Raw genomic sequence first — 23,414 nt, 5'->3', positions numbered from 1 at the left:
GAACATACGGCGCTTCTATGATTGTTTTCTCCTCGTTACAAATTCGTCGCGGCGTGCGCGTCCTGCTGGATAACGCCACTGCTACCATCAACCCGGGCCAGAAAGTGGGGCTGGTCGGCAAAAACGGCTGCGGTAAATCCACCCTGCTGGCGCTGCTGAAAAACGAGATTAGCGCTGATGGCGGTAACTTTACCTTCCCGGGGAACTGGCAGCTCGCATGGGTAAACCAGGAGACGCCAGCCCTGAGCGAACCGGCGCTCGACTATGTTATCGACGGCGATCGCGAATACCGTAAGCTCGAAGCGGAACTCAATGCCGCGAACGAGCGCAACGATGGTCACGCCATCGCCACCGTTCACGGCAAGCTGGACGCCATCGACGCCTGGACCATTCGCTCCCGCGCCTCCAGCCTGCTGCACGGCCTGGGCTTCAGCAATGAACAGCTTGAACGCCCGGTCAGCGACTTCTCCGGCGGCTGGCGTATGCGTCTCAACCTGGCGCAGGCGCTGATCTGCCGCTCAGACCTGCTGCTGCTCGATGAACCGACTAACCACCTCGATCTCGATGCGGTTATTTGGCTCGAGAAGTGGCTTAAGAGCTATCAGGGCACTCTGATTCTCATCTCCCACGACCGCGACTTCCTCGACCCGGTGGTGGATAAAATCATTCATATCGAACAACAAACGATGTTCGAGTACACCGGCAACTACAGCTCCTTTGAGCGCCAGCGCGCGACGCGTCTTGCCCAGCAACAGTCCATGTACGAAAGCCAGCAGCAGCGCGTGGCGCACCTGCAAAGCTTTGTGGATCGCTTCAAAGCTAAAGCGTCAAAAGCGAAGCAGGCCCAGAGCCGCATCAAGATGCTGGAACGCATGGAGATGATTGCCCCTGCGCACGTGGATAACCCGTTCCACTTCAGCTTCCGCGAGCCGGAAAGCCTGCCAAATCCGCTGCTGAAGATGGAAAAGGTCAGCGCGGGCTATGCCGACCGCATTATTCTCGACTCCATCAAGCTCAACCTGGTTCCGGGTTCACGTATCGGCCTGCTGGGGCGTAACGGCGCCGGTAAATCGACGCTGATTAAACTGCTGGCGGGCGAGCTTAATCCGGTAAGCGGTGAAATCGGCCTGGCGAAGGGCATCAAGCTGGGCTACTTCGCCCAGCACCAGCTGGAATTTTTACGCGCGGATGAATCCCCGATTCAGCACCTGTCGCGCCTGGCGCCGCAGGAGATGGAGCAGAAGCTGCGCGACTATCTCGGCGGCTTCGGCTTCCAGGGCGATAAGGTGACCGAAAACACCGAGCGTTTCTCCGGCGGCGAAAAGGCCCGTCTGGTGCTGGCGCTGATCGTCTGGCAGCGACCGAACCTGCTGCTGCTCGACGAACCAACTAACCACCTCGATCTCGACATGCGTCAGGCGCTGACCGAAGCGCTGATTGAGTTCGAAGGCGCGCTGGTTGTCGTGTCGCACGACCGTCACCTGATCCGCTCCACCACGGACGATCTCTACCTGGTGCATGGCGGCAAAGTCGAACCGTTCGACGGCGATCTGGAAGACTATCAGCAGTGGCTGACGGACGTACAAAAGCAGGAAAACCAGCCGGAAGAGTCAGCCAAAGACAACGCCAACAGTGCACAGTCGCGTAAAGACCAAAAGCGTCGTGAAGCCGAGCTGCGCACCCAGACGCAGCCGCTGCGTAAAGAGATTGCCCGTCTTGAAAAAGAGATGGAAAAACTCAACGCCACGCTTGCCACCGTTGAAGAAAAGCTGGGCGATAGCGGTCTGTACGACCAGAGCCGTAAAGCTGAACTGACGGACTGCCTGCAAACGCAGGCGAAGACCAAATCCAGCCTCGAAGAGTGCGAAATGGCGTGGCTGGACGCGCAGGAACAGCTGGAAGCGATGCTGCAGGCGGAGTGACCTATTTACCCCGTTGTGCGAACGGAATTTGTCCCTGGTTCGGAAATCCAGGCTAAACGGGGTACAATTCGGAAAGTATCGTAAATTTCCGACAAGAATCAGCATCGCGCTTATGACCCAAATCATTCCATCAGACTTCGACATCGCAGCCGAAGACAGCACCGAGTTCGTGCCCATGCGCGGCGTGGCTAACCCCCACCTGCAAACCATGCTGCCTCGCCTGATTCGCCGTAAGGTTCAGTTCACCCCGCACTGGCAACGGCTCGATCTGCCCGACGGTGACTTTCTGGATCTCGCCTGGAGCGAAGCGCCGGAGCAGGCTCGTCATAAGCCGCGTCTGGTGGTGTTTCACGGTTTAGAAGGCAGCCTGCACAGCCCGTATGCACATGGGTTAATTGAGGCGGCAAAAGCGCGCGGCTGGCTCGGCGTGGTGATGCATTTTCGCGGCTGTAGCGGCGAGCCCAATCGTCAGAAACGCATCTATCATTCGGGTGAAACCGAAGACGGCACCTGGTTTTTACACTGGCTGCGGGAAAATTACGACACTGTGCCAACGGCCGCCGTCGGCTACTCGCTGGGTGGTAATATGCTGGCCTGCCTGCTGGCTAAAGAGGGCGACAGCGTACCGCTGAATGCCGCCGTCATTGTTTCCGCACCATTTATGCTGGAGCAGTGCAGCTACCACATGGAAAAAGGCTTTTCCCGCGTCTATCAGCGCTATCTGCTCAACCTTCTGAAAGCCAACGCGGCGCGCAAGCTGAAGGCCTACCCGGATACCCTGCCGGTAAGCCTGCGCCAGCTGAAAAAGGTGCGCCGCATCCGCGAATTCGACGACCTGATCACCGCGAAAATCCACGGCTTCGCCGATGCCATCGACTATTATCGTCAGTGCAGCGCCATGCCGCTGCTCAGCAAAATCACGCAGCCGACGCTGATTATTCACGCCAAAGATGACCCGTTTATGGACCATCACTCTATTCCCGCGCAGGAATTCCTGCCTGACAACGTTCACTATCAGCTGACCGAGCATGGCGGCCACGTCGGGTTCATCGGCGGCACGCTGCGCAGGCCGAAAATGTGGCTGGAGGCGCGAATTCCTGACTGGCTTACTCCTTATCTGGACGGTGCAAAATGATCATTCCCTGGCAGGATCTGGCTCCCGAAACGCTCGATAATCTGATTGAAAGCTTTGTATTACGCGAAGGCACCGATTATGGTGAACATGAGCGTTCGCTTGAGCAAAAGGTCAACGATGTAAAACGCCAGCTGAAAAGCGGCGACGTGGTGCTGGTGTGGTCAGAACTGCATGAGACGGTCAATATCATGCCCCGCAACGCGTTTCACGGCTGATCTTCCAACCTTTTCAGTCAGGGAGTTGCTATGTCTGCCAGACATCCCATTATTGCCGTTACGGGCTCGAGTGGTGCGGGAACCACCACCACCAGCCTCGCATTTCGCAAGATTTTCGCCCAGTTGAATCTCCGTGCGGCGGAGGTCGAAGGCGACAGCTTTCACCGCTATACGCGGCCAGAGATGGACATGGCGATCCGCAAGGCGCGCGATCTGGGCAAACACATCAGCTACTTCGGCCCGGAAGCCAATGATTTCGGCCTGCTGGAACAGACATTCCGTGAATACGGGCAGAGCGGCACCGGGCAGTCCCGCAAGTATCTGCACACCTACGACGAAGCCGTGCCCTGGAACCAGGTGCCGGGCACCTTTACCCCCTGGCAACCGCTGCCGGAACCCACCGACGTGCTGTTTTATGAAGGATTGCACGGTGGCGTGGTTACGCCTCAGCACGACGTGGCGCGGCACGTGGATCTGCTGGTCGGCGTGGTCCCAATTGTTAACCTGGAGTGGATCCAGAAGCTGACGCGTGACATGAGCGAGCGCGGCCATTCGCGCGAGGCGGTAATGGACTCGGTGGTGCGTTCCATGGAAGACTACATCAACTACCTCACGCCGCAGTTCTCCCGCACCCACATTAACTTCCAGCGCGTGCCGACGGTGGACACCTCCAACCCGTTTGCCGCCAAAAGTATCCCGTCTCTGGATGAGAGCTTTGTGGTGATCCATTTCCGTAATCTTGAAGGCATTGATTACCCCTGGCTGCTGGCGATGCTGCAGGGCTCGTTTATTTCGCACATGAATACGTTAGTGGTACCGGGCGGGAAAATGGGGCTGGCGATGGAGCTCATCATGACGCCGCTGGTTCAGCGACTGATGGAAGGGAAGCAGATCGCGTAAACATGTTCCCTCTCCCCGTGGGAGAGGGTTAGGGTGAGGGCATCAACACGCACGATGCCCCATGAATCACGCCTCGATCACTTCATACGAATGGGTGATTTTTACCGCTTTCTCCAGCATTAACGCCACAGAGCAGTATTTCTCCGCAGAAAGATCCACCGCACGTGAAACCGCCGCGTCTTGCAGTTCTTTGCCGGTGACGATAAAGTGCAGATTAATATGGGTGAACAGGCGTGGCGCCTCTTCGCGACGTTCTGAGGTGAGTTTAACCTCGCAATCCGTCACGTCATGACGACCTTTTTGCAGAATCGACACCACGTCAATCGCGCTGCATCCACCTGCCGCCATCAGCACCATTTCCATTGGGCTAGGGGCTTTATCGCCGGAGTTACCATCCATCAAAACCTGGTGCCCTGATGCGGACTCGCCCAGGAACGTTAAACCTTCAACCCACTTCACGCGCGCTTGCATATTCATTAACTCCAACGTTGCATTTTTGGTGACAGATTACGCGTGCGTTACATTTCTCGCAATGGAAGGCGACCTGCATCATGCTGAAGCGAGACACCAGGAGACACGCGGCGAAAGCTATGCTAAAACACTCAGGATGCTACAGTAATACATTGACGTTACACATGTATGCAGAGGACATCAAACTTTACTGGCTGCGAAACGTTACGACAGCCGACTTCCCAGGGTATGGGTAAGAATTCGATTGCAACCCCAGAGTCCGGATGCATCTGATGACTCTGGTGACAGCTTATAACAGAGGATAACAGCGCATGGTGCTTGGCAAACCGCAAACAGACCCGACTCTCGAATGGTTCTTGTCTCATTGCCACATTCATAAGTACCCATCGAAGAGCACGCTGATTCACCAGGGTGAAAAAGCGGAAACGTTGTATTACATCGTCAAAGGCTCGGTGGCAGTGCTGATCAAAGATGAGGAAGGCAAAGAGATGATCCTTTCTTATCTGAACCAGGGCGATTTTATCGGTGAACTGGGCCTGTTTGAAGAAGGCCAGGAACGTAGCGCCTGGGTTCGTGCAAAGACAGCATGTGAAGTGGCTGAAATTTCCTACAAGAAATTCCGTCAGCTGATTCAGGTTAACCCTGACATCCTGATGCGTCTTTCTTCCCAGATGGCGCGCCGTCTGCAGGTCACGTCAGAGAAAGTGGGTAACCTCGCCTTCCTGGACGTGACCGGCCGCATCGCGCAGACCCTGCTGAACCTGGCGAAACAGCCAGACGCGATGACCCACCCTGACGGCATGCAAATTAAAATTACCCGTCAGGAAATCGGTCAGATCGTCGGTTGCTCACGCGAAACAGTGGGCCGTATTCTGAAAATGCTGGAAGATCAAAACCTGATCTCCGCCCACGGTAAAACCATCGTGGTTTACGGAACCCGTTAATCCCGGTCAAACGGCGTGTCACCGCAGGGTGTCACGCCGTTTTTGTCTCTATTCCCCATGTGGCGCAGGCTGATCTATCACCCGGAAGTTAACTACGCACTGCGACAAACGCTGGTGCTGTGTCTTCCCGTGGCCGTGGGCCTGATCCTCGGACATCTTCAGCAGGGTCTGCTGTTTTCCCTCGTCCCCGCCTGCTGCAACATTGCCGGTCTGGACACGCCGCATAAACGCTTTTTCAAACGCCTGATTATCGGTGGCAGCCTGTTTGCTGGCTGTAGCCTTGCCGTCCAGCTTTTACTGGCCCGCGACATTCCGCTGCCGCTGATCCTGTCCGTGCTGGCGATGACGCTCGGCGTCACCGCCGAAATCAGCTCGCTGCACGCCCGTCTGCTTCCCGCGTCACTCATTGCGGCCATCTTCACCCTGAGCCTCGCCGGGAATATGCCCATGTGGGAGCCGTTGCTGATCTACGCCCTCGGCACGCTGTGGTACGGGCTGTTTAACTGGTTCTGGTTCTGGCTGTGGCGTGAACAGCCGCTGCGCGAATCCCTGAGCCTGCTCTACCGCCAACTGGCCGATTATTGCGAAGCGAAATATACCCTGCTTACCCAGCACACTGACCCGGAAAAATCGCTGCCGCCGCTGCTTGCGCGCCAGCAAAAGGTGGTAGACCTGATAAGCCAGTGCTATCAGCAACTGCACATGCTTGCCGCCAACAAAAATCACGAATACAAACGGCTGCTGCGCACCTTCCAGGTCGGGCTCGATTTGCAGGAGCATATTTCCGTAAGCCTGCATCATCCGCAGGAGGTGCAAAAGCTGGTTGAGCGCAGCCATGCCGAAGCGGTGATCCGCTGGAACGCGCAGACCGTCTCCGCGCGCCTGCGGGTGCTGGCGGATGATATTCTCTACCACCGCTACCCCACGCGCTTTACCATGGACAAACAACTCGGCGCGCTGGAGAAAATTGCCCGCCAGCACCCGGAAAACCCGGTCGGCCAGTTCGCCGCCTGGCACTTCAGCCGCATCGCCCGCGTGCTGCGCACCCAGCGACCGCTTTATCCCCGAGACCTTATGGCGGATAAACAAAAACGTCTGCCGCTGCTGCCCGCCCTCAAAAGCTACCTGTCGCTGAAATCATCCGCCCTGCGCAACGCCGCAAGGATTAGCGTCATGCTCAGCATCGCCAGCCTGATGGGAATGGCCCTGCACCTGCCGAAACCGTACTGGATCTTAATGACCGTGCTGTTTGTTACCCAGAACGGCTATGGCGCCACGCGGGTGCGCATTCTGCACCGGGCAGGCGGCACGATGGCGGGGCTGATCATTGCGGGCGTGACGCTGCACTTCCACGTACCCGAGGGCTATACCCTGGCGGGCATGCTGGCGATCACGCTGGTGAGCTACCTTATCATCCGCAAAAACTACGGCTGGGCGATGGTGGGCTTTACGGTGACGGCGGTGTATACCCTGCAGCTGCTTACGCTTAACGGCGAACAGTTCATCGTTGCCCGGCTGATCGACACGTTGATTGGTTGCCTGATCGCCTTTGGCGGCATGGTCTGGCTGTGGCCGCAGTGGCAGAGCGGGCTGCTGAGGCAGAACGCCCACGACGCGCTGGAAGCTGACCAGCAGGCCATTCGTCTGATCCTGAGCGACGACCCGCAGCCTTCCCCGCTGGCTTACGAACGTATGAAGGTCAACCAGGCGCATAACGCCCTGTTTAACTCGCTGAATCAGGCGATGCAGGAGCCGGGCTTTAACGCGCACTATCTGGCGGACATGAAGCTGTGGGTGACGCACAGCCAGTTTATCGTCGAGCACATTAACGCCATGACCACGCTGGCGCGCGAGCACACGATGCTGACGCCGGATCTGGCGCAGCGCTATTTGCAGTCGTGTGAAATTGCGTTGCAGCGGTGTCAGCAGCGTCTGGAGTATGACGCGCCGGGTGAGTCGGGAGATTCGAACATTCTGGAAGCACCGGAGACGTTGACCCACGGGCCGATGAGCACCCTGGAGCAGCATTTGCAGCGCGTTCTGGGACATCTGAACACCATGCACACCATTTCGTCGGTGGCATGGCGTCAGCGCCCGCATCACGGCATTTGGTTAACGCGGCGGTTAAAACGCACCGAGTATTAGCTCTTTACGATCTTCTCAACCGCCGCAGCAAAGCGGGTTAACCCGTCTTCAATGTCTTTGTCTTCTACCACCAGCGACGGCGCAAAGCGCATCACGTCCGGCCCGGCATTGAGCACCATCACCCCTTCGTGGGCGGCTGCGTGCAGAAAATCGCGCGCGCGGCCTTTGTACTGCGGCTTCAGCTCCGCGCCAATCAGCAGCCCCATGCCGCGGATCTCGCTGAAGACGTCGTACTTATCGTTAATCTGCTGGAGATGCTGCACAAACAGCTCACGCTTTGCGCTGACGCCGTTTAGCACCTCAGGGGTGTTGATGATGTCGAACGCGGCACCTGCCACGGCGCTCGCCAGCGGGTTACCGCCGTAGGTGGAGCCGTGAGACCCGACGTGGAACGCGGAGGCAATCTCCTGCGTCGTCAGCACCGCACTCACCGGGAAACCGCCGCCGAGCGCTTTGGCGCTGGTCAGAATATCCGGCGTCACGCCGTAGTGCATATAGGCAAACAGTTCTCCGGTACGCCCCATCCCGCACTGCACTTCATCAAAGACCAGCAGCGCCTGATGCTCGTCGCACAGTTCGCGCAGCCCTTTCAGGAATTCCGGGGTTGCTGCGGTCACACCGCCCTCACCCTGAATTGGCTCCACCACTACCGCGCAGGTATGGTCGTCCATCACCGCTTTCACCGCGTGCAGATCGTTAAACGGCACGTGGACGATGTCGGCCGGTTTCGGGCCGAAGCCGTCGGAATACTTCGGCTGGCCGCCAACGGAGACGGTAAAGAAGGAGCGTCCGTGGAAGGCGTTATGGAAGGCAATGATTTTGGTTTTATACGGGCTATGGCGCGTGGTTGCGTAGTAGCGTGCCAGCTTAAAGGCGGTTTCGTTCGCTTCGGTGCCGGAGTTCATAAACAGCACGCGTTCCGCGAAGGTGGCATCAATGATCTTACGACCCAGACGCAGCGCCGGTTCGTTGGTGAACACGTTGCTGGTGTGCCACAGGGTTTCACCCTGGGTTTTCAGTGCCTCCACCAGCGCAGGATGGCAGTGACCCAGCGCCGTAACCGCAATGCCGCCCGCGAAATCCACATACTCCTTGCCCTGCTGATCCCAGACGCGGCTGCCTTTCCCCTTCACCGGGATAAACTCAGCCGGTGCATAAATCGGCAGAATCACTTCATCGAATGTTGCGCGGGTAATTGCTGGTTGTTCAGTTGCCATGTCATGCCCATCCATTTTACGTCACAGTTATTGTGAAAATATAATCACAAAATATGCATAAAAAATCACAACAAGGCAACAGATATTCAGCGATGAAGGAAATTTGCCAGCAGGGCGTGCCCCTGCTCGCTGAGGATACTTTCCGGGTGGAATTGCACGCCTTCGAGATCCCACTCGCGGTGGCGAATGCCCATGATCTCCTGCGTATCGCTCCAGGCGGTGACTTCAAAGCAGTCGGGCAGCGTCGGCGGGTCAATCACCAGGGAATGGTAGCGCGTCACGGTTAACGGATTATTCAGCCCCGTAAATACGCCCGTGCAGGTGTGCGTGACTGGCGAGGTTTTTCCGTGCATCACTTTTGCGGCACGGACAATTGTTGCGCCAAATACCTGGGCAATGGCCTGATGCCCCAGACAGACGCCCAGAATTGGCAGCCTGCCGGCATAGTGGTGGATAACATCCAGAGAAATGCCCGATTCCGACGGCGTACACGGCCCCGGCGAAATCACGATTTTCTGCGGAGCCAGCGTCTCAATGTCGGCCATGCCGATCTCGTCGTTGCGGCGGACAACCACCTCTGCACCCAGTTCGCAAAAATACTGGTAAAGGTTCCAGGTGAAGGAATCGTAGTTATCAATCAGCAGAATCATGGCGGCTCCCGAAAAAAATGCCTCCCTATTCTACTCAGATTCCCGCGCTACGCTCACTACTTTGGCAAAGATAGCGCTTAGTGCGCTCAAATCCCCCGTGGCCCCGCTTCGGTTCGCCGCCACCCACAGCCCGGGATCGATATCCCGCCAGTCCAGCGCGTAACCCGCATGGAGGGCCAGTTGCTCAAAGAAGACGCGTTGCGCAATGCCGTTACCGCGTATAAAGGGATGCAGCATGTTGATTTCACAGTAGTAATGGCTGACTTTGTCAACAAACGCCGTTTTCTCAAGACCCACAAGATACTTATCGCTCTCCAGCGCCGCCATCAGCTCGTTACCCATCTTCTCGATGTACTCGAAATGACAGAAGGGAATGTCACCCTTAAAAATATCGTCGGTACGGAATTCGCCTGCCCGCTTCATCTCGCTGTGATACAGATGGCGGTGAATAAGGCACAGATGGGGCAGCCCGGGCGCGGAAGGCCCAAGCTCCAGCGTCTCGATGTGGGGTTCTGAGGGACCATTACCTTTTTCAAGGAGACAACTGGCCTGAAGATTGACGTTACGCTGCTGTTCCCAGAGACGGGATTTTTGCTTATCGGTGAGTTTTTTCACTTAACGCCTCCCTGAATAGTCCGTTTGCCACAAGTATAAGCAGCAAAACGCGCTTTCGCAGGGAGGGGTCACAACACGAGCGAGGATCGCCCGTGTCAAAGAAGCTTATGGCAGAACTTTCGCAGAGAGGATCACGACAGGTTTAGACGGTACATTCTGGTACGGGCCGACGTCATGAGTCGGTACCTGAGAAATCTTGTCCGCCACGTCCATCCCTTTCACGATTTTACCGAAGACCGCATAGCCGAAGTCGCGCTGGCCGTGGTCGAGGAAGGCGTTATCCGCCACGTTGAGGAAGAACTGGCTGGTAGCGCTGTCTTTATCCGCCGTGCGCGCCATGGAGATGGTGCCGCGTTTGTTCAGCAGGCCGTTGTCCGCTTCGTTTTTAATTGGCGGATTCGGCTGTTTCTGCTGCATCTGCTCGTTGAAGCCGCCGCCCTGAATCATGAAGCCCGGGATCACGCGGTGGAATGTGGTGTTGTTATAGAAACCACTGTTTACATAGTCGAGGAAGTTTTTCACAGAAACCGGAGCTTTCTGGCTATTGAGTTCAAGCTCAATGTTCCCGGCAGAGGTGGTCAGCAGAACGTGAGGGTCCCCTTTGGCTGCCAGCGCAGCAGGGGAAACGGCAGAAAGAGCAAACACAGCTGCGATAGCCGCCAGTGTTGATTTGAGCATGAGAATTCCTTAACAAAGCGCAGTATAAAAAGCGAATGGCTTGATTCTAAAGAGCAGTATGAACCGAGACCAGCCTTTTACCTAATTTTACGAAATTGAAACAATTATTACCGCGCAAACGATTGGTTATGCCCGCATTTGTGTGATTTAGATCACACTAAAATCTGCAATTGAATATTCATTGCCTTTAAAAGATAGGAATAGATCACTTTAGCGACTAAAATCTGCCCGCTCTCAGCGCCCCCTCGGCGCTTTTCTTTTTCTAACAGGCCAGACATGACTAACAGCAATCGCATCAAGCTCACATGGATCAGCTTCTTCTCCTACGCCCTGACCGGCGCGTTGGTAATCGTCACCGGGATGGTGATGGGAAATATCGCAGACTACTTCCAGCTGCCCGTTTCCAGCATGAGTAACACCTTCACCTTCCTCAACGCGGGGATCCTGATCTCTATCTTCCTGAATGCCTGGCTGATGGAAATCGTCCCGCTGAAAACCCAGCTGCGCTTTGGCTTTGTGCTGATGGTCGCTGCCGTGGCGGGCCTGATGCTGAGCCACAGCATCGCGCTGTTCTCCGCCGCCATGTTCGTGCTCGGTCTGGTCAGCGGGATCACCATGTCGATCGGTACGTTCCTTATTACCCATATGTATGAAGGCCGCCAGCGCGGCGCGCGCCTGCTGTTTACCGACTCCTTCTTCAGCATGGCCGGGATGATTTTCCCGATGGTTGCCGCCGTTCTGCTGGCGCGCAGCATTGAGTGGTACTGGGTATACGCCTGCATCGGCCTCGTCTACGTGGCGATCTTTATCCTGACCTTCGGCTGTGAGTTCCCGGTGCTGGGCAAAAAAGCGCAAACCACCGCAGAGCCCGTCGCGAAAGAGAAATGGGGTATCGGCGTGCTGTTCCTCTCCATCGCCGCGCTGTGCTACATTCTGGGCCAGCTGGGCTTTATCTCCTGGGTACCGGAATACGCGAAAGGCCTGGGTATGAGCCTGAACGACGCGGGCAAACTGGTGAGCGATTTCTGGATGTCTTACATGTTCGGCATGTGGGCGTTTAGTTTCATCCTGCGTTTCTTCGACCTGCAGCGCATCCTGACCGTTCTGGCGGGCCTGGCGACCGTGCTGATGTACCTGTTCATCAACGGTTCACCGGAGCATATGCCGTGGTTCATTCTGCCCCTGGGCTTCTTCTCCAGCGCGATTTACACCTCAATCATCACCCTGGGCTCCCTCCAGACTAAAGTGGCCTCGCCGAAGCTGGTTAACTTCGTGCTGACCTGCGGCACCATCGGCACCATGCTGACCTTCGTGGTGACGGGCCCGATCGTCGCCCACAGCGGCCCGCTGGCGGCGCTGCACACCGCGAACGGTCTGTACGCCGTGGTGTTCATCATGTGCTTCATCCTGGGCTTCGTGACCCGCCACCGCCAGCACAACGCGGCAGCGGCGTCTCACTAATCCCTACGCCCCTTTGCGATCGGCAGAGGGGCTGTTTCTGGCAAAACTCACCTCTTCTCCCCCAACGTCCGTCTGGATCCACGTCTGCGCCAGCTGCGTGGTCGCAATCACCCGCCCCTGACGAATCGACCAGCGCACCGGCACCTGACGGCGCACCGCTTCAAAGCCACTCTCCGCAGGAAGAATAATCAGGTTCGCCGGGTTTCCCGTCGCAATGCCATAATCGCGCAGGCCAAAGGTTCGGGCGCTGTTATGGGTGATGAGATCCAGACCGCTGTCGATTTGCGGATAGCCCATCATCTGACAGACGTGCAGCCCCATATGCAGCACCTGCAGCATATTGCCGGTGCCGAGCGGGTACCACGGGTCGAAGACGTCGTCATGACCAAAGCAGACGTTTATGCCCGCCTCCTGCAGCTCTTTCACGCGCGTGATGCCGCGGCGCTTCGGGTAGTCGTCAAAGCGCCCCTGCAGGTGGATATTCACCAGCGGGTTAGCCACGAAGTTAATCCCCGACATCTTCAGCAGCCGGAACAGCCGCGAAGTATATGCGCCGTTGTAGGAGTGCATGGCGGTGGTGTGGCTGGCCGTCACGCGTGGGCCGATGCCGGCCTCACAGGCCAGCGCTGCCACCGTCTCGACAAACCGCGACTGTTCGTCGTCAATTTCATCGCAGTGGATATCCAGCGGTCGGTCATACTTCTTCGCCAGTTCAAAAGCGATATGCAGCGACTGGACGCCATACTCGCGGGTGAATTCGAAATGCGGGATCGCCCCCACCACGTCGGCCCCCAGTTTTAACGCCTCTTCCAGCAGCGCCGCGCCGTTCGGGTAAGAGAGAATCCCCTCCTGCGGAAACGCGACAATTTGCAGCGTCACCCACGGCGCGACCTCCTGCTTCACCTCCAGCATGGCCTTCAGGGCGGTGAGCGTTGGGTCCGAGACATCAACGTGGGTACGCACAAACTGGATGCCGTTGGCGATTTGCCACTTCAGCGTCTTCCACGCGCGCGCTTTCACATCCTCATGGCTGAGCAACGCCTTGCGCTCGGCCCAGCGCTCAATGCCCTCAAACAGCGTGCCGGACTGGTTCCAGTTTGGTTCACCCGCCGTCTGGGTGGTATCAAGATGGATATGCGGCTCAATAAACGGCGGGATGGCGAGCCCACCGTGCGCATTTAACACTTCATAACTCTCAGCGTGGGTATCGTCCATTGGGGTGATGTCACCAAATCGGCCGTTTTCAATGGCGAGTTGCCACAGTCCTTCCCGGCCCGGTAAGTGAACATTCTGTACAAGCCAAAGCGGTGTTGTAGACATTTCATTTCCCCTGATAAACGCAACGGTTGTTAAAGCGTACTTTTGTTTGAAAATCCGCCTTTGTTTTGTACACAAAATCGACGACATCGAAAAGCCTGCGATTTCCACAACTTATAAAAATCCTGACAAATCAGGCTCATACCACCTAAGGAGTAGGCGAAGACGTATTTGATTTACATCAATAAGCGCTACTGCTGAATCGTTAAGGTAGGCAGTAATAGATAAGAAATCGAGGCAAAAATGAGCAAAGTCAGACTCGCTATCATCGGTAACGGCATGGTCGGCCACCGCTTTATTGAGGATCTTCTCGATAAAGCCGATGCTGAGCAGTTCGATATTACCGTGTTCTGTGAAGAACCCCGCAAGGCGTACGATCGTGTGCACTTGTCTTCCTACTTCTCCCATCATACCGCCGAAGAACTCTCTCTGGTGCGTGAAGGTTTCTACGAGAAGCATGGCGTAAAAGTGCTGGTGGGCGAACGCGCCATCACCATTAACCGTCAGGAAAAAGTGATCCACTCCAGCGCCGGGCGTACGGTTTTTTACGACAAGCTGATCATGGCGACGGGCTCGTATCCGTGGATCCCGCCCATTAAAGGCTCGGAGACGCAGGATTGCTTCGTTTATCGCACGATTGAAGACCTCAACGCCATCGAATCCTGCGCGCGCCGAAGCAAACGCGGCGCGGTGGTCGGCGGCGGCCTGCTGGGTCTGGAAGCGGCTGGCGCGCTCAAAAACCTCGGGGTTGAAACCCACGTCATCGAATTTGCGCCAATGCTAATGGCCGAACAGCTGGACCACATGGGTGGCGACCAGCTGCGTCGTAAAATCGAAAGCATGGGCGTGAAGGTTCACACCAGCAAGAACACCAAAGAGATCGTGCAGGAAGGTACCGAAGCGCGTAAAACCATGCGCTTTGCCGACGGCAGCGAGCTGGAAGTGGACTTCATCGTCTTCTCCACCGGTATTCGCCCGCGCGACAAGCTGGCAACCCAGTGCGGCCTGGCGGTAGCGCAGCGCGGCGGGATCATGATTAACGATGCCTGCCAGACTTCCGATCCGGATATCTACGCCATCGGCGAATGCGCCAGCTGGAATAACCGCGTATACGGTCTGGTCGCGCCGGGTTACAAAATGGCGCAGGTCGCCGTGGACCATATCCTCGGCAGCGAAAACGCATTTACTGGCGCAGACATGAGCGCCAAGCTGAAGCTGCTGGGCGTGGACGTGGGCGGTATTGGCGATGCGCATGGCCGCACCCCGAACTCCCGCAGCTATGTCTATCTCGACGAAAGCAAAGAAGTCTACAAACGCCTCATCGTCAGCCAGGACAACAAAACCCTGCTCGGTGCGGTGCTGGTGGGCGACACCAGCGACTTCGGCAATCTGCTCCAGCTGGTGCTGAACGCCATCGAACTGCCGGAAAACCCGGACGCGCTGATCCTCCCGGCTCATGCCTCCAGCGGCAAGCCGTCTATCGGCGTGGATAAACTGCCGGACAGCGCGCAGATTTGCTCCTGCTTCGACGTCACCAAAGGCATGCTGATCTCCGCCATCAATAAAGGCTGCCACACCGTGGCGGCACTGAAAGCGGAAACCAAAGCCGGTACCGGCTGCGGCGGCTGTATTCCTCTGGTCACTCAGGTGCTGAACGCTGAACTGGCGAAACAGGGCATCGAAGTGAATAACAACCTGTGCGAGCACTTCGCCTACTCTCGCCAGGAGCTGTATCACCTGATCCGCGTGGAAGGTATTAAGTCCTTTGACGAACTGCTGGCGAAGCACGGCCAGGGCTACGGCTGCGAAGTGTGTAAACCGACCGTCGGCTCCCTGCTGGCCTCATGCTGGAACGAGTACGTGCTCAAGCCGGAACACACGCCGCTGCAGGACACCAACGACAACTTCCTGGCGAACATCCAGAAAGACGGTACCTACTCCGTTATTCCGCGTTCCGCCGGTGGCGAAATAACACCGGAAGGACTGGTGGCCGTGGGCCGTATCGCCCGTGAATTTAACCTGTACACCAAAATCACCGGCTCCCAGCGTATCGGCCTGTTTGGCGCACAGAAGGATGACCTGCCGGAAATCTGGCGTCAGCTGATTGAAGCGGGCTTTGAAACCGGCCACGCGTACGCCAAAGCGCTGCGCATGGCGAAAACCTGCGTGGGCAGCACCTGGTGCCGCTACGGCGTGGGCGACAGCGTCGGCTTCGGCGTGGAGCTGGAAAACCGCTACAAAGGCATCCGCACCCCGCACAAAATGAAGTTTGGCGTCTCCGGCTGTACCCGTGAATGTGCGGAAGCGCAGGGTAAAGACGTGGGTATTATCGCCACCGAAAAAGGCTGGAACCTGTACGTCTGCGGCAACGGCGGGATGAAGCCACGCCATGCGGACCTGCTGGCAGCGGATCTCGATCGCGACACGCTGATTCAGTATCTCGACCGCTTTATGATGTTCTACATCCGTACCGCCGATAAGCTGACCCGTACCGCCTCCTGGCTCGATAACCTGGAAGGCGGCATCGATTACCTGAAAGCGGTGATCATCGACGACAAGCTGGGCCTGAACGAGCATCTGGAAGCCGAGATGGCTCGCCTGCGCGAGGCGGTGATCTGCGAGTGGACTGAAACCGTCAACACCCCGGCGGCGCAGACGCGTTTCAAACACTTTATCAACAGCACCCAGCGCGATCCGAACGTGCAGGTTGTGCCAGAGCGCGAACAGCATCGCCCGGCAACACCGTATGAACGCATCCCAGTGACGCTGGTGGAGGAAAACGCATGAGCCAGTGGGTAAACATCTGCGAGATTAACGACATTCTGCCCGCCACCGGCGTGTGTGCGCTGTTGGGCAACGAGCAGGTCGCCATTTTCCGCCCTCGCCACGATGAGCAGGTCTTTGCCATCAGCAATATCGACCCGTTCTTCGAGGCCAGCGTACTCTCCCGCGGACTGATTGCGGAGCATCAGGGTGAGCTGTGGGTCGCCAGCCCGCTGAAAAAGCAGCGTTTCCGCTTAACCGACGGGCACTGCATGGAAGATGAAAGCTTTTCTGTGAAGCACTACGACGTCCGCGTGAAGGACGGCAAGGTGCAGCTCAAAGCCTAACCCTCCGCCTTTTCAATAGGAAAGGCTTATGACCCCTTATGGGTAACGGCAGGAAAAACCGTATGTTCTGTACGATTCCTGCTGTTATCCTGACGTCAATTCTTACCCCCTCCTTGAATGCTGTGAGGTAACGTCGTGGACCACCTGCCGATTTTCTGTCAATTACGCCATCGCGACTGCCTGCTTGTGGGCGGCGGCGATGTGGCTGAACGCAAAGCTCGCCTGCTGCTGGAGGCTGGCGCCCGGCTGACCGTCAACGCCCTCACCTTCGCCCCGCAGTTTGACGTCTGGGCTCAGGAAGGGATGCTCACGCTGGTGCAGGGGGCGTTTGATGAGTCCCTGCTCGATACCTGCTGGCTGACGATTGCCGCGACGGACGACGATGACGTGAACCAGCGCGTCAGCGACGCCTGTGAAGCGCGCCGCATTTTCTGCAACGTGGTGGATGCGCCGAAAGAGGCCAGCTTTATCATGCCGTCGATCATCGACCGTTCACCGCTGATGATTGCAGTGTCGTCCGGCGGTCGTTCGCCCGTTCTCGCCCGTCTGCTGCGGGAAAAACTGGAGGCCGTGCTGCCCCAGCACCTTGGTCATATTGCGCATTACGCCGGACAGCTCCGCTCCCGCGTGAAGCAAACCTTCTCAACCGTGGGCGAACGTCGCCGCTTCTGGGAGAAATTCTTCGTTAACGACAGGCTGGCGCAGTCGCTGGCGAATCAGGACACCAAAGCCGTTGAAGAGACGACCGAGCAGCTGCTGAGCGAGCCGCTGGATCACCGTGGTGAAGTCGTGCTGGTAGGTGCAGGCCCGGGTGATGCAGGGTTACTGACGCTAAAAGGGCTGCAGCAGATCCAGCAGGCCGATATCGTGGTTTATGACCGCCTGGTTTCCGATGACATCATGAACCTGGTACGCCGCGACGCCGACCGCGTTTTCGTCGGCAAGCGCGCGGGCTACCACTGCGTGCCGCAGGAGGAGATTAACCAGATCCTGCTGCGCGAAGCGCAAAAGGGTAAGCGCGTGGTACGCCTTAAGGGCGGCGATCCGTTTATCTTTGGTCGCGGCGGCGAGGAGCTGGAAACCCTGTGCAATGCAGGCATTCCGTTCTCAGTGGTGCCCGGCATAACGGCGGCGTCCGGCTGTTCAGCCTACTCTGGCATTCCGTTGACCCATCGCGACTACGCCCAGAGCGTGCGTCTGGTCACGGGCCACCTGAAAACCGGTAGCGAGCTTGACTGGCATAACCTTGCCGCTGAAAAGCAGACGCTGGTGTTCTACATGGGGCTGAATCAGGCCGCCACTATCCAGGCGAAACTGCTGGAGCACGGCATGGAGGCGGATATGCCCGTTGCGCTGGTGGAAAACGGTACGTCAATCAAGCAGCGCGTGGTGAATGGCGTACTGACGCAGCTCGGTGAGCTGGCGCAGCAGGTTGAAAGCCCGGCGCTGATTGTGGTGGGTCGCGTGGTTGAACTGCGCGATAAGCTGAACTGGTTCTCGAATCACTAACGCATATTCTTCCCTTTTCGAGTAGTCCTTATGCGGACTACTCCCCTCTACCTGCTGCCGATAACATACCGCCCGCATAGTGGAACTTTTCCATTTATTCCCTCGTATTACATCCAATTTTTTAGACAAGGAATGCGTATGTTCAAACTGGCAAAAGCCGCCGTTCTGGTTGGCCTGTTATCGACCCTGACGGCCTGTACCGGTCACGTTCAAAACACCAAAAATAACTGCAGCTACGATTATCTGCTACACCCGGCGATCTCTATTTCGAAGGTTATCGGTGGTTGCGGCCCGGCGGCACAGCAGTAAACATTTTCAGGCACAAAAAAACCGGGGAGTCCCCGGTTTTTTTGTTTGCACAGTGCGGTTTTTTCGTCGGGTGGCGCTAACGCTTACCCGACCTACACCGTTCCGTAGGCCGGGTAAGGCGAAGCCGCCACCCGGCAAACAGGCTCACGGCTTCGCAACAAACCCAATCGCTTCGTACACCGCTTTCAGGGTCTCGGACGCACGCGCGCTGGCTTTTTCCGCGCCCTCTTTCATCACCTTCTGCAGGAAGGCTTCATCGTTACGGTAGCGATGATAGCGCTCCTGCAGCTCAGTCAGCATGCCGGAAACGGCATCCGCGACTTCACCTTTCAGGTGGCCGTACATCTTACCTTCGAAGTGCTGCTCCAGCTCAGGAATGCTCTGCCCGGTCACGCCGGAGAGGATATCCAGCAGGTTGGAGACGCCCGCTTTGTTCTGCACGTCGTAGCGCACCACAGGCGGCTCGTCGGAGTCGGTGACCGCGCGCTTGAGTTTTTTCACTACCGATTTCGGATCTTCCAGCAGGCCGATAACGTTGTTGCGGTTATCGTCAGACTTGGACATCTTCTTGGTCGGCTCCAGCAGCGACATCACGCGCGCGCCGGATTTCGGAATAAACGGCTCTGGCACTTTGAAGACGTCGCCGTAGATCGCGTTAAAGCGCTGGGCGATATCGCGGCTCAGCTCCAGGTGCTGCTTCTGGTCTTCACCCACCGGCACCTGGTTAGTCTGGTACAGCAGGATGTCCGCCGCCATCAGCACCGGATAGTCGAACAGACCGGCGTTAATGTTTTCGGAGTAGCGCGCAGACTTGTCTTTGAACTGGGTCATGCGGCTCAGCTCACCGAAATAGGTATAGCAGTTCAGCGCCCAGCCCAGCTGCGCGTGCTCTGGCACATGGGACTGAACGAAAATGGTGCTCTTCTCTGGATCGATACCGCAGGCCAGATAGAGGGCCAGGGTGTCCAGGGTGGCTTTGCGCAGCTTCTCAGGATCCTGGCGCGCAGTGATAGCATGCAAATCTACGATGCAGTAAATGCAATGGTAGTCATCCTGCATGCTAACCCACTGACGTAACGCACCCATGTAGTTACCAATGGTCAATTCACCTGAAGGCTGTGCGCCACTAAAAACGATGGGCTTAGTCATTATTCAATTCCTGATGTTCACTGTGCGAAAGCCCGAGTGCGGGCAACAAATCTTTGAAGTGGTCGAACACAACATCCGGCTCACTCAGCGTAATGGCTTCACCGTAGTTGTAGCCATAGGTTAATCCGACGGAAGGACACCCAGCCGCTCGGGCAGCCAGAATATCATTGCGTGAATCCCCAACAAAGAGCAGCTCCGCAGGTGTTAAGGATAATTTTCCTGCCACCAGCAACAGCGGTTCCGGATGCGGCTTTTTGTTTTGCACGTCATCCCCGCCCACAACCACGGAGAAATACTTCGCGATATCCAGCGCTTCCAGCAGTGGCGCCACGAACGGCGTCGGCTTGTTGGTCACCAGTCCCAGCGGGATGCCGTTCGCGTGCAGCGCGCTCAGCGTCTCCAGAACGTCCGGGAACAGGAAGCTTCCCTCCTCGACCGTCTCTTCATAAAAACGATCGAACAGTTTCCGCAGTATGCGCAGCTGCTCGTCCTTAGGGATATCGGCGTGATCGACGCTCGGTTTTCCCTGCGCGGAACGCTGCGATGCGCGCTCCTGGCGAGCCCAGGTCAGCGCGCGCTCCATCAGCACGTCGGCACCGTTACCAATCCACGTCACCACGCGCTCTTCACCCGCAACGGGCAGCTCAAGGGCATACAGCGCCTGGTCAACGGCGCTCGTTAAGCCCGGCGCGCTGTCGACCAGCGTACCGTCGAGGTCGAACGCCACACCCCGAATTGCCTGCAATTTATCCATGACTTACCTTCGCCAGCTCTCGGCGCATTTCATCAATGATTTTTTTGTAATCCGGTTGGTCGAAAATCGCCGAACCTGCAACGAACATATCCGCGCCCGCTGCCGCAATTTCACCAATGTTATTCACTTTCACACCGCCGTCCACTTCCAGACGAATGTCATAACCCGACTCATCAATACGACGGCGCACTTCCCGCAGTTTATCAAGCGTTTGAGGGATAAATGACTGGCCACCAAAGCCCGGGTTAACGGACATCAGCAGGATCACGTCCAGCTTATCCATTACGTAGTCGAGATAGCTCAGCGGCGTGGCCGGGTTAAACACCAGACCCGCTTTACAGCCGTTCTCTTTGATCAGCTGGAGCGTACGGTCAACGTGTTCGGAGGCTTCAGGATGGAAAGTGATGATGCTGGCGCCCGCTGCGGCGAAGTCAGGCACTATGCGGTCGACGGGCTTCACCATCAGGTGAACGTCGATCGGTGCGGTAATGCCGTAGTTACGCAGCGCCTTAAGCACCATTGGGCCAATCGTCAGGTTGGGAACGTAGTGGTTGTCCATAACGTCGAAATGGACGACATCCGCGCCCGCCGCCAGTGCGTTAGCGGTGTCTTCACCCAGGCGGGCAAAATCGGCCGACAGAATTGAGGGGGCAATCAAAAACTGTTTCATCCGCATCTCCTTGAAATGTGTTTACCGGCGGGCAAAACGGCTCAGGGGCGATAAAGAGCCAGAAGTTCGTCCACCTTTTTACGTGTGCCGCCGTTGCTGCTAATGCTACGCCGCACCTTAACCTGAAAATGCTTCGCGGCTTTGTACCATTCGCGCGTATCAGGGGTATCGTGATTTGAAATTAACACCGGAATTCTTTTGCTGACCAGCTTTTCCGCCATCTCCGCCAGACGCGCCTGTTCGGCCGGGCTAAAGCTGTTGGTGTGGTAGGCGGTAAAATTCGCCGTTGCAGAGAGCGGCGCGTAAGGGGGGTCACAGTAAACCACCGAGTTTACGCCAGCCAGCTCCATGCACTCCTCGTAGGAGAGACAGTGGAATTCTGCATTCTGCGCTTTTTCAGCAAAGTGATACAGCTCGTCCTGCGGGAAATACGGGCGCTTATAACGACCAAACGGCACGTTAAATTCCCCGCGCAGGTTATACCGGCACAGGCCGTTATAGCCATGACGGTTAAGATAGAGGAACAACAGCGCGCGGCGGAACGGATCCTGGCTCTGATTAAACTCAGTGCGGAACTGGTAGTAGACGTCAGGCTGGTTGTTCTCTGGCGTAAACAGCTTCCGCGCCTCTTCCACATACTCGTCGGTACGCAGCTTGACGATGTTATAGAGGCTGATAAGGTCGCTGTTGATATCCGCCAGGATATAACGAGAAAAATCGGTATTCAGGAATACCGATCCAGCGCCCACGAAGGGCTCGATAAGACACTCGCCTTTCGGCAGGTGCTTTTTAATATCATCGAGCAGGGGGTATTTCCCCCCTGCCCATTTCAGAAAAGCGCGATTTTTTTTCATGCTGACTAACTGATTACACCTTCTCCGGCTGTGGAGAAAGCTCCGACAGCATCCTGCGCTTTAAACATTACTTCAGATCGGCCTGCACCTGATGAATCGGCTTCGCCCACGGGTTTTTCGCCTGAACGTCTGCTGGCAGTGTCGCCACGGCGCGTTTCGCTTCATCTTTGGAAGCATACACACCGCTCACCAGCACGTACCACGGCTGACCGTTACGGGTCGTCTGATAAACCACGTAGTTTTTCAGATTCGATTTCTTCGCCCAACCGTTGAGGTTGTCATAGTTAGACGAACTGCTCAACTGCAGCGTGTAGTTGCTGGATGGCGCAGATTTCAGGGAACCGACGTTGCCCGCTGTTTTACCTGCTGCCGTGCTGGATGCAGTTGCGGCAGGCGCAGTGGTGGCAGCAGGTGCCGTTGTGGTCGCGGTTGCTTTCGGCGCGGTCTGCGTGACTGGCGCTTTAGCCGGCTCGCTTACCGCAGCCGTTTCTGTGCGTTTCGGCTGTGCCGGTGCGGCTTTCACTTCAGGCGCTTTGACTACGGCCTGAGGTTTAGTTTCACGCTTAGGCTCAATCACCGCCTGCTTACGCTCAGGACGCGTCGCAGTTTGCGTCTGGTGAGGTTTGGTTTCCGTTGCTGCAGTCTGCGGTTGAGCGGTAGCACCGCGAATCGGCGCGACGGTTGCAGGTTCAGTTGGCAGCGTAGAGTTCACCACGACGTTATCAACCTGCTGCTGGTTTTGCGGCTGCGTTAGCGCATTGTTCAGGTCACCCTGAACTTCTACACGCTGCTGGCCTTCAGGCGTGGCAGGTGCCTGGCCCTGCGCAGGCGTTGACGAAACGGGCGGCAGAGAAACATCCTGCGGCGTCGTTGTATTGCTCGCAGTCTGCTCAGCAGAAGTGGTGCCCGGCGCAGGCTGTGTGCCATTCGCCTGATCCGTCGCATCATTGCCAGAAAGGTTGATGCTCTTCTCTGCGGAGGCGGTTTGTTCGGTTGAGTTCGTAGACGGTGCTTTCAGCGCGGAGCCAATGCCAATAATCAGCAGCACAAGCACCAGAACGCCAAGGCCCATCATGATGTACTGACGGGAGGCCGGTTTCTGCGCAGCGGCTTTTTTACGTTTACGCGGGCGACGCTCTACAGGCTGTTCGTCCATTGAATCTTCTTCGGACTCATAATCCTCTTCTTCTCGCTCATCACGCGCGTTGCGGCTGCGCGAAGGGCGACGATCGTCTGCATCCAGATCAACATCGTCAAAGTTGATCTGCGGCTCGTTATCACGTTCTGAAGATTGACGAGAACGACCAGTACGACGATCGCTGGGATCGGGTTTCAGCTCGTCTTCTGGTTTGAATTCATCCATTTAACACCCCACTCAAAGGCTTATGC

The 23,414-nt window shown here is 56.9% G+C and carries 22 protein-coding genes; 11 read left to right on the top strand and 11 right to left on the bottom strand.

Annotated elements, in window-relative coordinates:
* Positions 1-17: 17 nt before the first annotated feature.
* The 4 genes from D5066_RS14515 to D5066_RS14500 all read left to right on the top strand — a co-directional run bounded on the left by D5066_RS14515 (position 18) and on the right by D5066_RS14500 (position 4,172).
* Positions 18-1,922 (top strand): ABC transporter ATP-binding protein, encoded by a 1,905-nt coding sequence (locus D5066_RS14515; protein WP_080329018.1) that lies wholly within the window; start codon positions 18-20, stop codon positions 1,920-1,922.
* A gap of 112 nt (positions 1,923-2,034) precedes the next feature.
* Complete coding sequence (locus D5066_RS14510) at positions 2,035-3,057, top strand: hydrolase (protein WP_119916362.1); 1,023 nt, start codon at positions 2,035-2,037, stop codon at positions 3,055-3,057.
* Entirely contained in the window at positions 3,054-3,272 is a 219-nt protein-coding gene (locus D5066_RS14505; protein WP_013099053.1) for a YheU family protein, read from the top strand. Before D5066_RS14510 ends, D5066_RS14505 begins: the two co-directional genes overlap by 4 nt.
* A gap of 30 nt (positions 3,273-3,302) precedes the next feature.
* On the top strand, positions 3,303-4,172 hold the full coding sequence (locus D5066_RS14500) for a phosphoribulokinase (protein WP_080329020.1): 870 nt from the start codon (positions 3,303-3,305) through the stop codon (positions 4,170-4,172).
* 66 nt (positions 4,173-4,238) lie between these two features.
* Here the strand turns inward: D5066_RS14500 and D5066_RS14495 are convergent, their stop codons facing one another.
* A complete protein-coding gene (locus D5066_RS14495; protein ID WP_119916361.1) occupies positions 4,239-4,643 on the bottom strand; it encodes an OsmC family protein in 405 nt (134 codons plus the stop codon).
* Between the two features lie 311 nt (positions 4,644-4,954).
* Here D5066_RS14495 and crp point away from each other — a divergent pair, with 311 nt between their 5' ends.
* On the top strand, positions 4,955-5,587 hold the full coding sequence (gene crp, locus D5066_RS14490) for a cAMP-activated global transcriptional regulator CRP (RefSeq protein ID WP_000242758.1): 633 nt from the start codon (positions 4,955-4,957) through the stop codon (positions 5,585-5,587).
* Positions 5,588-5,644: 57 nt separating this feature from the next.
* Positions 5,645-7,732, top strand: a complete 2,088-nt coding sequence (locus tag D5066_RS14485) for a YccS/YhfK family putative transporter (protein ID WP_119916360.1) — start codon at positions 5,645-5,647, stop codon at positions 7,730-7,732.
* Here D5066_RS14485 and argD read toward each other — a convergent pair.
* The 4 genes from argD to ppiA form a co-directional block, all read right to left on the bottom strand.
* The gene (argD, locus tag D5066_RS14480) at positions 7,729-8,949 is read right to left on the bottom strand and encodes a bifunctional acetylornithine/succinyldiaminopimelate transaminase (RefSeq protein ID WP_208861688.1); all 1,221 of its coding nucleotides are present in this window, start codon (positions 8,947-8,949) and stop codon (positions 7,729-7,731) included. The two genes, D5066_RS14485 and argD, sit on opposite strands and share 4 nt — an antisense overlap.
* A gap of 86 nt (positions 8,950-9,035) precedes the next feature.
* A complete protein-coding gene (pabA, locus tag D5066_RS14475) occupies positions 9,036-9,599 on the bottom strand; it encodes an aminodeoxychorismate synthase component 2 (RefSeq protein ID WP_119916358.1) in 564 nt (187 codons plus the stop codon).
* Positions 9,600-9,629: 30 nt separating this feature from the next.
* Positions 9,630-10,214, bottom strand: coding sequence for a putative adenosine monophosphate-protein transferase Fic (locus tag D5066_RS14470; protein ID WP_119916357.1), 585 nt, complete (start codon positions 10,212-10,214; stop codon positions 9,630-9,632).
* Positions 10,215-10,319: 105 nt separating this feature from the next.
* Positions 10,320-10,892, bottom strand: a complete 573-nt coding sequence (gene ppiA, locus D5066_RS14465) for a peptidylprolyl isomerase A (RefSeq protein ID WP_119916356.1) — start codon at positions 10,890-10,892, stop codon at positions 10,320-10,322.
* Positions 10,893-11,168: 276 nt separating this feature from the next.
* Here ppiA and tsgA point away from each other — a divergent pair, with 276 nt between their 5' ends.
* Complete coding sequence (gene tsgA / locus D5066_RS14460; RefSeq protein ID WP_119916355.1) at positions 11,169-12,353, top strand: MFS transporter TsgA; 1,185 nt, start codon at positions 11,169-11,171, stop codon at positions 12,351-12,353.
* A gap of 3 nt (positions 12,354-12,356) precedes the next feature.
* Here tsgA and D5066_RS14455 read toward each other — a convergent pair whose 3' ends face one another.
* A complete protein-coding gene (locus D5066_RS14455; RefSeq protein ID WP_119916354.1) occupies positions 12,357-13,673 on the bottom strand; it encodes a cytosine deaminase in 1,317 nt (438 codons plus the stop codon).
* A 240-nt stretch (positions 13,674-13,913) separates the two neighbouring features.
* Between D5066_RS14455 and nirB the strand changes: the two genes are divergently transcribed.
* From nirB to D5066_RS14435, 4 genes are all read left to right on the top strand, one after another.
* Complete coding sequence (nirB, locus tag D5066_RS14450) at positions 13,914-16,457, top strand: nitrite reductase large subunit NirB (protein ID WP_080329026.1); 2,544 nt, start codon at positions 13,914-13,916, stop codon at positions 16,455-16,457.
* Positions 16,454-16,780, top strand: coding sequence for a nitrite reductase small subunit NirD (nirD, locus tag D5066_RS14445; protein ID WP_080329027.1), 327 nt, complete (start codon positions 16,454-16,456; stop codon positions 16,778-16,780). The genes nirB and nirD overlap by 4 nt, the downstream gene beginning before the upstream one ends.
* A gap of 135 nt (positions 16,781-16,915) precedes the next feature.
* On the top strand, positions 16,916-18,289 hold the full coding sequence (cysG, locus tag D5066_RS14440) for a siroheme synthase CysG (protein ID WP_119916353.1): 1,374 nt from the start codon (positions 16,916-16,918) through the stop codon (positions 18,287-18,289).
* A 138-nt stretch (positions 18,290-18,427) separates the two neighbouring features.
* Complete coding sequence (locus D5066_RS14435; protein WP_080329029.1) at positions 18,428-18,598, top strand: YhfL family protein; 171 nt, start codon at positions 18,428-18,430, stop codon at positions 18,596-18,598.
* A 144-nt stretch (positions 18,599-18,742) separates the two neighbouring features.
* Here D5066_RS14435 and trpS read toward each other — a convergent pair whose 3' ends face one another.
* From trpS to damX, 5 genes are all read right to left on the bottom strand, one after another.
* Entirely contained in the window at positions 18,743-19,747 is a 1,005-nt protein-coding gene (gene trpS / locus D5066_RS14430; protein ID WP_080329030.1) for a tryptophan--tRNA ligase, read from the bottom strand.
* Positions 19,740-20,501 carry a phosphoglycolate phosphatase gene (gene gph / locus D5066_RS14425; protein ID WP_080329031.1) on the bottom strand — a complete coding sequence of 254 codons (762 nt, stop codon included), beginning with the start codon at positions 20,499-20,501 and terminating at the stop codon, positions 19,740-19,742. The genes trpS and gph overlap by 8 nt, the downstream gene beginning before the upstream one ends.
* Positions 20,494-21,171 (bottom strand): ribulose-phosphate 3-epimerase, encoded by a 678-nt coding sequence (gene rpe, locus D5066_RS14420; RefSeq protein ID WP_119916352.1) that lies wholly within the window; start codon positions 21,169-21,171, stop codon positions 20,494-20,496. The genes gph and rpe overlap by 8 nt, the downstream gene beginning before the upstream one ends.
* Before the next feature lie 41 nt (positions 21,172-21,212).
* The gene (gene dam / locus D5066_RS14415) at positions 21,213-22,025 is read right to left on the bottom strand and encodes an adenine-specific DNA-methyltransferase (protein WP_080329033.1); all 813 of its coding nucleotides are present in this window, start codon (positions 22,023-22,025) and stop codon (positions 21,213-21,215) included.
* Between the two features lie 67 nt (positions 22,026-22,092).
* On the bottom strand, positions 22,093-23,388 hold the full coding sequence (gene damX / locus D5066_RS14410) for a cell division protein DamX (RefSeq protein ID WP_119916351.1): 1,296 nt from the start codon (positions 23,386-23,388) through the stop codon (positions 22,093-22,095).
* Positions 23,389-23,414 lie beyond the last annotated feature (26 nt).

The organism is Enterobacter chuandaensis (assembly GCF_003594915.1).
GTDB lineage: Bacteria > Pseudomonadota > Gammaproteobacteria > Enterobacterales > Enterobacteriaceae > Enterobacter > Enterobacter chuandaensis.
Note: the sequence above shows the minus strand (reverse complement) of the source record. Positions and strands in the feature narration are given on the sequence as shown.